This is a genomic window from Blautia parvula, assembly GCF_020215665.1.
Lineage (GTDB): Bacteria > Bacillota > Clostridia > Lachnospirales > Lachnospiraceae > Blautia > Blautia celeris.
Window position 1 is genome coordinate 5,642,393 of record NZ_CP084061.1, and the last position, 11,735, is coordinate 5,654,127.

Sequence of the window (11,735 nt, forward strand, 5' to 3'; positions counted from 1 at the left end):
ATTGACGTCAGGGTGATAATTATATAGCATTTTCCCCATAGCAGTGATAAAATGAAACTATATTAAAATTACGAATATTGGGAAAGAATCATTGAGGATTGGTAATGCTGGAAGATTGTAAATATAGAGAACTCCTGGAGGAGAACAGAAAGTTAAGGGAAAGTGTCATCCATCTCAGAGAATATGACCCGGTCACAAATCTGTACAACAGGGAAGCTTTCTGTGCGTCAGCCGAAAGGACTATACGGCAGACTCCTCAGACACGTTTTGAGATCATCTGTATAGACATTGAGCGGTTTAAACTGATAAATGAATTATACGGCAGAGAGCAGGGCGACCTGCTTTTAAAGTACGTGGCAGAACAGTTAAAATGCCTGGTCCGTGAGGAAACACATATTGCGGGGAATCTGAGGGATGATGTCTTTGCACTCTGTATTCCCGCATACGAGGAAGAGGTCACGGTGGAGCGGATACTTCGGATCTTCAGCGATAAGCCCCTGAACTCCCAGGCGGTTCCCGCGGTTGGCGTCTATCGGATGGACGCAGAGGAGCCGGCAGCGGGGAGTATGTGCGACAGGGCCCTGATGGCTTTGAATTCTATCAAAGGAAATGACCACCATGTGGCTGTGTACCGGGAGGGAATGCGGGAAAATCTGCTGAGAGAGCAGGAGATCACAAACAGCATGGCAGCCGGGATACAAAACAAGGAATTTAAAATCTATATGCAGCCAAAATGCAATATGGAGACCGGAAAAGTGGTGGGAGCAGAAGTTCTGGTGCGCTGGCAGCACCCGGAAAAAGGTCTGCTGCGGCCAGGTGAGTTTGTACCATTGTTTGAGAAAAACCATTTCATAGAAAAGCTGGACCTGTATGTCTGGGAGGAGACAGCAGCCTGGGTCCGCCGGTGGCTTGACCGGGGCAGAGCGTGTGTGCCGGTATCGGTCAATCTGTCGCGCATGGACATTTTTAATATGGATGTGTGTTCCGTGCTGACAGACTTGATGGAGCGGTATCAGATTCCCACAGGTTTGATCGAACTGGAAATCACGGAGAGCGTATACGCAGGTCAGCCGGAGCGGATCATAAAGGAGACGGAGCGGCTGAAAAAAAGCGGATTCACGATTTTAATGGACGATTTCGGAAATGGCTATTCTTCCCTGAATATGCTGAGCAGCACCAATATCGACATTTTGAAAATGGACATGCGTTTTATGGAAGGGGAGGGGCTGAAAAGTCTGGGAATCCTGGATGCCATCTTACATATGAGCAAGTGGCTGAATCTTCCGGTGATCGCCGAGGGCGTCAACAGGGAACAGCATGTGAAAACACTGCGCAGTGTGGGCTGTGTCTACGGACAGGGCTTTTACTATTACCGTCCCATGAACACGGAAGAATTTGAACATCTGCTTCTGACACCGGGCAAAGTGGATTTTGCCGACGGAGGCAGAAAGAAGGTGGGAAGCGGTCATTTTCTGGATTTGACTGACTTGTTCCACAAGGACACCCTGACAGACCGGCTTCTTGGCAATATCACAGGTGCTGTGGCTCAGTACAGCTATGACGGGACCAGGCTCTGCGTCCTGAGGGCCAACGGGGAGTATTACCGGCTGATGGATGAATACTGGATGAATAAGAGCGGCCATGTGGATGTGATGCGGGACATTCTGCCTGAGGACAGGGAGAAAATGACAGATGCGCTTTCCAGGGCAAAAGAGAGCAAAGAGAAGGAAGGCGCTGAGGTATTTGTGAGAAAGAGAAGAGGAAATACGGTTCTATGGCTCCGAATCCGCTTTTTCTGCCTGACTTCCCAATACGGAAACGATATCTTTTATGCGGCTCTCTCCGATGAGACAGTCCGTATGAACAGCATTGAGAGCCTCCGCATCAGTGAGGAACGTTTCCGTCTGGCTATGGAGGCCACCAACACGGTGATCTTTGAACTGGATACGGAGACGCGGACTGCATATTATTCGGAATATGCGCAGAAAGCCTTCGGCCTGGACGCCACGGTTGCCAATGCCCCGGAGGGATTTATTGAACAGGGCACCGTGTGTGAGGGATATGAGGAGACTTTTCGCGAAATATACCGCGCCATTTACCGGGGGGAGGACAAGGCATCCTGTGTAGTCAGGGCAAAAATGGGGGATGGAAGTACGGTACTCAACCGCATTACACTCACTGCGATCAGGGATAAGGAAGGCAGTACGGTGAAGGCGGTGGGTATGGTGGAAAACGTATCCTGCAGTGAGGTGGAAGATGAAGAAAAATAATACGGCACCCGGCTCTTTTAAGAGAATATACAGGGTAGATTTACAGGTTTTCCTTATGACTGCCATCATTGTGGTCATCTCATGCGGGCTTACCTTTGGAGTGAGCTACCGTCTCTCCTATAACGGCATGATACGGGCACTCAGTGTCAGGGCCAACAGTATCTATGAGTATGCGGACGGCAGACTGGATGTAGAGACATTTAAGAGGCTGAACAGCAGGGCTGACGGTACGTCTTATCTTTATCAGGAAGCCAAAAAGACGCTGGAAAATGTGAGAACAGCTACAGGTGTCAGATATCTCTATACAGCAAAGGAAAAAGAGGACGGTACCTTTATCTATCTGGTGGACGGGCTGCCGGTCACGAATCAAGATTTCCGCTGCATAGGGGATATGATTGAAAAAGAATGTATTCCGGATATGAAAAAGGCCATGGCGGGTCAGGTTGTACTTCCAAAAGATATTAACCATACAAGATGGGGAAATGTCTTCATCGCCTATTTTCCCATGCATGAAAAAGATGAAGTAGTAGGTGTGCTGGGAATAGAATTCGATGCCTCCGGACAGTATCATACCTTCAGTAATATGAAACTGGCGGCACCTGCCATCATCTGCATTTTCTGCATCATCGCGGCCATTATCGCTGTGGTTCTGTTCCGCAGAATTTCCAATCCTGCCTATAAGGACATGGCCAATACGGACCTGCTCACAGGCCTGAAAAACAGAAATGCCTTTGAGGTGGATATGCATAACCTGGAGACCATGAAGGTAAAAAGCGGTTTTGCCTTTGTCTCTGTGGATCTGGATGGATTAAAACATATAAATGATACCTTTGGCCATACAGCAGGGGATACATATATCCAGGCAGGCTGCAGGATACTCAAATCCTGTCTTCCGAAACAGGCCACGCTGTACCGGACAGGAGGAGATGAATTTACAGTCATTCTCCACCAAGTCCCCCGTGACCGCATTTTGGAAATAATAGAAAAATCCTGCAGGAGAAGACGCGTGGACGGCCTGCCCGCGGACGCAGAGATTCAGATGTCTGCAGGATATGCCTGTTATGACGATAAGACAGATACCTCCCTGGAAGACACTTATAAAAGGGCGGACGCGCAGATGTATGTACAGAAAAAGGAAAAGCACGGGGAGACGGAGCGGCAGATATGACAAAGATATTGATCGTGGAGGATGACCGGGAACTGCAGGAGGGGCTGGTATTTGCCCTGGAAGGAGAAGGGTACAGCACCAGGGCTGTCTCAGGAAAAGAGGAGGCAGTGCGCGCCGCGGCTTTGGACAATTATTCTCTTATGATTTTAGACTGTAATCTTCCTGACGGCACAGGGTATGAGGTGTGCAGGGAAGTGAGAAAATTTTCCGGCATGTCCATTCTTATGCTGACAGCCCGGGATACCGAACTGGATGAGGTGAAAGCCCTGCAGATGGGAGCGGATGATTATATGTCAAAGCCCTTTTCCCTGGCAGTTTTGAAAGCCAGAATGGGGAATCTGCTGAGAAGGGGAAAAGTGCAGGATATTTTGTGTTCCAATGGGATAACCCTTGACAGGATATCCTGCAGGGCATACCGGCAGGATAAGGAGATCCCATGCAGCTCAGTAGAATTCCGACTGCTGCAGTATTTTATGGAAAACAGGGGACAGGTTTTGTCAAAAGAACAGATTCTGGAGCGGCTGTGGGATAATCAGGGAAAATTCGTGGATGACAATACAGTGTCCGTGAATATCCGCAGACTCCGCATGAAAATTGAGGAGGACCCTTCCAGCCCTCGTTTGATCAGGACAGTGCACGGTCTGGGATATATTTGGAGGGAGGACTAATGACGGGAATACTAGCGGTATTTTGTGCGGTTATGGGAGGCCTTGCAGTCCTTTACAGAAAAAAGTACAAAAATCTGTATCAGACCATAGATACCATGCTGGAGGAGGTGCTGAGTGAAAGAAAAATCACACAGTCTGCCCTCCGGGAAGGGGAAAAGTCTGCGCTGGCAGGCAAGATGCTGCGGCTGCAGGAAAAACTGGATTTGGAAATCAGCCATGCCCAAATGGAGAAGGAGCAGGTGAAAAGTCTGATTTCCAATATGTCCCACCAATTGAAAACACCCCTTGCCAATGTGGTTATGTACGAAGAAATCCTGGAAGCAGGGGTTGAGGAGGCAGAAACACAAAGAGAATTTCAAAGGCGGCTGAAGGAGCAGACAAGGAAACTGGACTGGATTCTTCAGTCCCTTTTTAAAATGGTGAAGCTGGAACAGGGAGTGCTCTCTTTTGAGGCGGAGAATCTGGGCATCAAGGATACTATCCGAAATGCGGTCTCCGGCGTATACGAGAAGGCTGAGAAAAAGGGGATGGAGATTTGTACGGAATCCTTTGAGGACAGATACCTCTATCACAACCGCCCCTGGACAGCGGAGGCCATTGAGAATATCCTGGAAAATGCAGTGAAATATTCGCCTGAGAACAGTAAGATAAGAATTACCCTGGAAGGATTTGAAATGTATACAAGGATAGGGATACAGGACCAGGGGATGGGAATACCGAAAAAGGAGCAGAGCAGGATCTTCCACCGTTTTTACAGGGGTAAGAATGCGGAAAACTTTGAAGGATCCGGTATTGGGCTGTATCTGACACGCCTGATCCTGGAGATGGAGAAGGGATATATCACTGTGGAATCAGCGCCGGGAAAGGGAAGCACGTTTTTCCTTTACTTACAGAACTGTAAGAACTGAATGTCTTTTTGTAGCATTTCCGTAAGAGGCGGGAGTTATGATAATGCCAATAAGACATAACAGGGAGGACAGGGACAATGAAGATATTGGAACTAAAGCATGTATCCAAAGTTTACGGCGCAGGGGAAAATGCAGTGGAGGCACTGAGAGATGTGAGCCTGACAGTGGAAGCGGGAGAGTTTACTGCCCTTGTGGGAACTTCAGGGTCGGGGAAAACCACGCTTCTGAACATGATAGGAGGCCTTGATGTTCCTACAGAAGGGGAGGTCATTATCAGAAACCACAACATTGCCAGTCTGAAACGCAGAGAGCTGACTATTTTCAGACGGCGCAATCTGGGATTTGTTTTCCAGAACTACAGCCTGATGCCCGTACTTAATGTATATGACAATGTGGCGCTTCCGGTGAGCTTTGATAAGGGGAAGCATATAGATCATGACTATATCAAAAGACTGCTTCAGGATCTGGGGCTGTGGGATAAGCGGAGAAAATACCCGGAAGAACTCTCCGGGGGCCAGCAGCAGAGAACAGCAATAGCAAGGGCGCTGGCAAACAAACCGGCTGTGATTCTGGCGGATGAACCCACAGGCAACCTGGATTCCAGAACAACAGCAGACGTCATGGGAGTCCTGCGGGAGAGCAGCCGGAAATATAACCAGACCATATTGTTGGTCACGCACAACGAAATTCTGGCCCAGTCCTGCCAGCGCCTCATACATATGGAGGACGGACAGATTGTGGGGGAAGAATTTGAGGAAACGCCGGCAGGGAGATGGGATGGTGAGACCGTATGAGGAATATTATCAGGCTGTCCCTGCATTATATCCGTCATTATAAAAAGCAGGCTGTGACTATTTTATTCAGCATCATACTGTCCATGGCGCTTGTTACTGGCATCAGCTCTTTATTGTACAGCAAAGAGCAGAGCAGCCTGGAAAAGGCCGGGGAACAGTATGGGAGCTGGCATTTCCTTCTGCCCATGACCCCGGAAGCAGAACCGCTTGTCAAAAATCCCCGCGGCAGGGGATATGAGGTGGAGAAAAGCGGCATGGCAGTGGTCAAAGATATGATATCTGACCCTTATGCCATCCGATTTGTTTATGCGGACACAGGGTATCTGGAACTCCGAAATCGGACCGTGGAGGAGGGGAATTATCCGGAATCTTCTGATGAGATTGCCATGAGCCGGTATGCGCTCAATAATATAAGGGCAGAAGTGCATATAGGGGAATCAATCCATTTGGGAGGAAGAGAATATACACTGAGCGGCATTTTAACAGAGCAGTGGGCATCAGAACAGGATGGAAACGCCATAGAGGCTTTCGTGTGCAGAGATTTTCCGTCTGAATCACCAGAGGAATATTTGTATTTGGAATTTGATGAAAACAGGGATGTGGTCTCACAGATGAAAGCATGTATGAAAGCGTATCATCTGAAAGAGGCACAGATTAAAAACAACAGTGAGGTGGTCCGATATCTGACGAATGGTGATATCAGGGTGATACCACACATTATCAGAACAGGTCTTCTGCTCCCGGAAGGGAAATTCACTTATATTCTGGCGAATTTATATCAGGAGTTTCATTTGGAGATTCACGGGACTATCTTCCTTCTGGGTATATTCAGTATTTTCATTATCTACAGTATTTTTAATGTGTCTGTGACAAAGCGGATCTCCCAGTACGGCATATTAAGGACACTGGGAATTGGAGACGGGGGTATTGCAGGCCTTGTGGTCACAGAGCTTTGGAGTTTATTTTTCATTGGGTATCCTCTGGGATGTCTGCTGGGAAATGGAGCGGCGTGGTTTCTATACGGAAAATACGGGCGGCTGTTCACAGAAGCGGATGCCGCTGTGGGCGGCTTTGTGATCCACTGGAAGGCTATTGCGGATATTGCGGTTTATGTGCTGGTTTTGATGGTGTTTTCTGCTTTTTTGATACTACGGCGGATCAGGAAACTGACCATTATCCAGATGATGAAAAAAGAGAGCAGGAAAAGAAAAAAGCGTTCTGTGATATACAGTCTGCACACATCCGGCCTTACAGGAGTTCTGACTAAGAAATTTATGTTTTCCAGAAAAGGGGCGTTTGCCGGGATACTGGTCTCGCTTTCCCTTGGAGGAATCATCTTCCTTGGGACAACATATGTTGTGCGGAATACGAAAATAAACAATGAGCTGACTATGAAATCAGATGACGGCCTGGCATCGGATTATCGGATTTATGAGGAATCGTCCAGACTTGATGATGTGATTCCTGAATCTGCGGCCGCTTTAATAAAAGAAATAGGCGGGCTGTCAAATGTCTTTCCGGTCAGCTACATGCTGGGGGAAATTCCGCTTGAGGAAGACCGGCTTAAATGGAAAACTATTTATGCGGAACTGGACTATGAAGATGAGAGTCACAGACCTGACCCTGTTGTCATAGAGCGTTATAACGGGGAGGCAGTGCAGGAGGCAGACGGCAGTTACAAAATAAAAACCAATGTTTACGGCTATGACGATGGGATGCTCTCAGGGCTGAACGAGTACATATTGGACGGCGTCATTTCGCCAAAAGAGATGAAAGAGAAAAATACCGTGGCTGTGCAGATGCTCATGGACGGACAGGGAAACTACAATGGGATGGATCTCCATGTGGGCGGCACAGTCCGGGTGAAGGTGCCTGTCTCCCAGGATGTTCCGGATGAAGTGCTGAGATTTCAGGAGGGCGGGGAATGGTATCAGGAGAAAGAATTTACGATTTCTGCGCTGGTCAGCCGTTCCATGGGAAAAAACCAATATTTCATCGGAGACAGTGATGGGGCAAATCTGGGGATCATCATGAGTAATGAGCAGATGCAGCAAAATTTTGGAGTACAGGGTTATACCAGTATCAGTGCGGATAAGAAAGAAGGGGCAGACGGGGAAGCGGTGAAAAAAGAGATTCTCCGATGTACATCCGGCATACCCAGATGTCTTCTGCAGGATTATACCACGGCAATTGACAGACAGAATCGATTCCTGGAGCAGAAAATGGTTTTCTTTTACGGCATTGCAGTCATACTTCTGCTTATCAGCCTGTTTCACATCATGAACAGTATCAGCTATCTGGTTATATCACGAAGACGTGAATTTGGAATCCTGAGAGCCATGGGGATAACGGACAGCGGATTTATGAAAATGATGGTCAGGGAAGGGGTTCGCTACGGCATCTATGCCAATCTTTTTATGCTTCTTATGTATGTGGCTGTGAGAAAAATACTGCTGTATTTTATGGTCCATATCAATCTGTTTCTCAGTCCTCACGAAGAGGTTCCGTTTTCTGTTCTGGCAGTTGTCCTGGCAGTCAATTTACTGGTGAGCCTGACAGCAGTGATCCTGCCGGCGAGAACCATCGTGCTTGGAAATGTGATTGAGGAAATCGGAGAACAGTAAAAACCTATCAACCGTGAGGGAGGAACGGGAGCTGCTGCAAAGACAGAGAAATAATCTGTCGGAGCAGCAGCTCCGTTCTTATTTTGACGGTTTTGACCATAATATGCGTAGGTATCTATTGCATGCTTATACAAAGGATGGTACAATTTAATCAGTACCCAATATGAACAGGGATATTTTAGAATCAGCCTTCTGATTGCAGAAAATCGAATCATGCCATGCAGAATGGAAGGCACGTGACGGGATTGGTTAAGACAGCGGTAAAATTATCGCTGCAGGAGGGGATTATGTCAGCAAATATACGTAATATGAAACTAAAGTCCAGGATGTCGTTGTCCTATGTGATGATAATAGGAATCTGTATGATCGCCAGTATCGCCGCGTTATTTATGCTGAATAAAATCGGTGACAACCTGTCCTCCTTTTATACGAACAATTATACGGTCACAGTCAATGTGTGGCGTGCTAAAAGGGAAATGCAGGCCGCGCGCGCAGATATTCTGCACGCCATATTAGAACCGGATGCCGATGAGACGAGGGAGTCCTTGGAAGAGGCGAAGGACAGCCTTGCAAATATGCGCGCAGCGTTCCCTGTGATACGTGAATCCTTTAAGGGAGATATTGCATTGGTTGACCAGGTGGATTCCCTTTTGCAGCGGGCAATTGTATACCGGGACCAGGTGTTTGAGCTGATAGAGGCCGGGAAACAGGATGATGCCTATCAGGTCATGAAATCTGATTATATCCCGCTTTTGGACCAGATGGCAGATGCCCTGCAGAAAATAGCAGATACCGCGGGACAGAACGCGCAGCTTATGGTGGAAGAAGGAAAAGAGGCACAGAAATCTGCGGCGCTTGTTATTCTTGCAATTATGGCATTGAGTATTGTGTCTGCAATATGGTTAGGTGTTTATATTTCTAACGGTATCCGCAGACCGGTAAATGAGATTCAGGATGCAGCGCAGAAGCTGGCAAAGGGCGAGCTGGACAATGCGTCGGTAGCCTATACATCGAAAGATGAATTGGGTAAGATGTCAGACAGCATTCGCGATCTGATCGACTATCAGAAGACGATCATTGAAGACATCAGCCGTATACTAGGTTCCATGGCAGAGGGAGACTTCAGGGTCAAATCAGGTGTAAAAGAATATTACCGGGGCCAGTATTACCGTGTCCTGACATCCATGAGAGGACTTCGCGACAAACTCAGCAGCATCCTTCTGCAGATCAGCCAGTCAGCACAACTGGTTGCGGACGGCAGTGAACAGATCTCTTCAAGGGCCCAGGCACTTGCATTGGGAGCGTCAGAGCAGGCAAGTTCGGTGGAAGAACTGGCAACGGCTGTAAATAACATATCGAAACATGTAAAAGCTACAGAGGAAAACGCAGTGGATGCACGTGCGCAGACGAATCAGGCCGGCACACGGGTCACCATGAGCAACCGGCAGATGCAGGAAATGATCGAGGCAATGAAGGGAATCAGCGAAAAGTCCAATCAGATCGGTGAGATCATAAAGACCATAGAGGATATTGCGTTTCAGACGAATATCTTGGCTTTGAATGCTTCTGTAGAAGCTGCAAGAGCAGGGGAAGCCGGAGTGGGATTTGGTGTGGTCGCAAAAGAGATACGCAGTCTGGCTGACAGAACATCTGTATCCTCTAAAAATACGTCTGCATTGATTCAGGAAACGATGGAGGCTGTTGAAAAAGGGGATAAAGCTGCCCACGCAACGGCAGATTCCCTGTCCGATGTAGCAGAAATGACAAAGCAGGTGGTCATGGCCGTGGATAAGATAGCCTCCGCGTCCGAATATCAAAGTGATTCCATCTCACAGATCACAGCCGAGGTGGACCAGATATCTGATGTGGTCCAGAACAATTCCGCAACATCAGAGGAACTGGCGGCCGCCAGTGAAGAATTATCCACGCAGGCGCAGGTACTGGAAAGTCTCATCAGCCAGTTTCAATTACACGAATAGGCACTGCAGACAGGTAAATATTATTTGGGATCATGAGAATCCGGGATTTCTTTTTCATGGATTTTGTGATATTCTATGTACATAGAATATACGGCGGAGGAATTTTATGAGTATCATATTGAAAAAGGAACTGGATCCAATCTATGAAACCCTTGCTTTGCTCAGCGTTGAGAATCCTGATAAATGGAGGGAAGAAGTCATCCGGGAACTTGGAAGCTGTGGGCTGGGGGGAGAGATTTTTTATCAGAAGCATTTCACGGTCATTGAAAAATATATCAGGACTTTTCTGAAATATAAAGTGAAGACACCGCAGGAAGAATTTTTTTACAAAGACAAATCCAATGACATGTTTTTCTGGATCACTGCGCTTGCTGTGGAAAACCGTGAATATGTGGATCACCCCGAAACGGCTAATCCTGTAAAGCTGCGCAGAAAAATGGCGTATTATCTTGTGGACACAGAGAAAAACCAGGAAATAAAAACAGAGGACGACCTGCCTGACATTTCAGAGGACGAGGCGCTTCTGGACTTTATGGATACTCTGAGCATCAAGAGCGAAGAGATGTGGTATGTGCTGAGCTGGCTGAGAAAACCTGTCTATCGGCTGCAGCAGCTCAGTGATATGCTGAAATGCAACCTTCCGGCTTTTGAAAAAGCCAGGGAATCCGTTAAAAAACCTCTGGAAAAGCTTATGCAGAAAAAAGTTGACCCGGAAGAGAACGGATATTCAAAAATCGCGGAATCCTGCGGAAAAGACCATCTTGTCTATATGTCTCTGGGGATACCACTGGCACAGATTATTATGGAAGGACGCGGTTATCAGGGAGTCCTCCTGGGATATCTGAACGCAGGAAAGCGCTCCGGAAATGACGCCAGGGAGATTGTCATCCGCCAGGCAAAGTCACTCAGCGATAAGAGCAAGCTGGATATCCTGTGTGACCTGAAGAAGTCAAAAAAATTCAACCTGGAGCTGGCTGAGAGCCTTGGCCTGTCTCCGTCAACGGTTTCACACCATATGAATTCCCTGCTGATATGTGATTTTGTCACAGTGGAAAAGCGGGATGGGAAAGTATATTATTGCTTACAGGAGGAGTCCATACGGGAATTCTTAAAAAATGTGGAGGAGATGCTTTTATAGTATCTCCTCCACTTTTTCTATTCCTTCCCGGGAACCATGTTACAGGCCGGTCTGCATTTCATAAAAGGCGTGTGTCTGCAGGCTGCCGGCGTCATGGATGCCGGTTAAGGACGGGAAAAGATAACAGGGGAGGAGTAAGACGTTTTATTTTCTGTATTTGATAAAAGTGAAATGTATTTGACAAAT

General features: G+C 47.5%; 8 protein-coding genes. All 8 read left to right on the forward strand.

Annotated elements, in window-relative coordinates; genetic code table 11:
* Positions 1-104: 104 nt before the first annotated feature.
* The 8 genes from LC508_RS25680 to LC508_RS25715 all read left to right on the forward strand — a co-directional run bounded on the left by LC508_RS25680 (position 105) and on the right by LC508_RS25715 (position 11,549).
* Entirely contained in the window at positions 105-2,270 is a 2,166-nt protein-coding gene (locus LC508_RS25680) for an EAL domain-containing protein (protein ID WP_103731034.1), read from the forward strand.
* A complete protein-coding gene (locus LC508_RS25685) occupies positions 2,257-3,438 on the forward strand; it encodes a GGDEF domain-containing protein (protein ID WP_103731033.1) in 1,182 nt (393 codons plus the stop codon). Before LC508_RS25680 ends, LC508_RS25685 begins: the two co-directional genes overlap by 14 nt.
* Entirely contained in the window at positions 3,435-4,106 is a 672-nt protein-coding gene (locus LC508_RS25690; protein WP_103731032.1) for a response regulator transcription factor, read from the forward strand. Before LC508_RS25685 ends, LC508_RS25690 begins: the two co-directional genes overlap by 4 nt.
* The gene (locus tag LC508_RS25695; protein ID WP_103731031.1) at positions 4,106-5,014 is read left to right on the forward strand and encodes a sensor histidine kinase; all 909 of its coding nucleotides are present in this window, start codon (positions 4,106-4,108) and stop codon (positions 5,012-5,014) included. The genes LC508_RS25690 and LC508_RS25695 overlap by 1 nt, the downstream gene beginning before the upstream one ends.
* 77 nt (positions 5,015-5,091) lie before the next feature.
* Positions 5,092-5,808: an ABC transporter ATP-binding protein gene (locus tag LC508_RS25700; protein WP_054350920.1), complete on the forward strand. Its 717-nt coding sequence runs from the start codon at positions 5,092-5,094 to the stop codon at positions 5,806-5,808.
* Entirely contained in the window at positions 5,805-8,432 is a 2,628-nt protein-coding gene (locus tag LC508_RS25705) for an FtsX-like permease family protein (protein WP_103731030.1), read from the forward strand. The genes LC508_RS25700 and LC508_RS25705 overlap by 4 nt, the downstream gene beginning before the upstream one ends.
* 287 nt (positions 8,433-8,719) lie before the next feature.
* On the forward strand, positions 8,720-10,411 hold the full coding sequence (locus LC508_RS25710; RefSeq protein WP_103731029.1) for a methyl-accepting chemotaxis protein: 1,692 nt from the start codon (positions 8,720-8,722) through the stop codon (positions 10,409-10,411).
* A gap of 106 nt (positions 10,412-10,517) precedes the next feature.
* Complete coding sequence (locus LC508_RS25715) at positions 10,518-11,549, forward strand: ArsR/SmtB family transcription factor (protein ID WP_054350925.1); 1,032 nt, start codon at positions 10,518-10,520, stop codon at positions 11,547-11,549.
* The last annotated feature ends 186 nt before the right edge of the window (positions 11,550-11,735 follow it).

Bases quoted from the DNA above. Each gene is read 5' to 3' on its own strand.
- LC508_RS25680 (WP_103731034.1), top strand. From the start codon at position 105: ATGCTGGAAGATTGTAAATATAGAGAACTCCTGGAGGAGAACAGAAAG.
- LC508_RS25685 (WP_103731033.1), top strand. From the start codon at position 2,257: ATGAAGAAAAATAATACGGCACCCGGCTCTTTTAAGAGAATATACAGG.
- LC508_RS25690 (WP_103731032.1), top strand. From the start codon at position 3,435: ATGACAAAGATATTGATCGTGGAGGATGACCGGGAACTGCAGGAGGGG.
- LC508_RS25695 (WP_103731031.1), top strand. From the start codon at position 4,106: ATGACGGGAATACTAGCGGTATTTTGTGCGGTTATGGGAGGCCTTGCA.
- LC508_RS25700 (WP_054350920.1), top strand. From the start codon at position 5,092: ATGAAGATATTGGAACTAAAGCATGTATCCAAAGTTTACGGCGCAGGG.
- LC508_RS25705 (WP_103731030.1), top strand. From the start codon at position 5,805: ATGAGGAATATTATCAGGCTGTCCCTGCATTATATCCGTCATTATAAA.
- LC508_RS25710 (WP_103731029.1), top strand. From the start codon at position 8,720: ATGTCAGCAAATATACGTAATATGAAACTAAAGTCCAGGATGTCGTTG.
- LC508_RS25715 (WP_054350925.1), top strand. From the start codon at position 10,518: ATGAGTATCATATTGAAAAAGGAACTGGATCCAATCTATGAAACCCTT.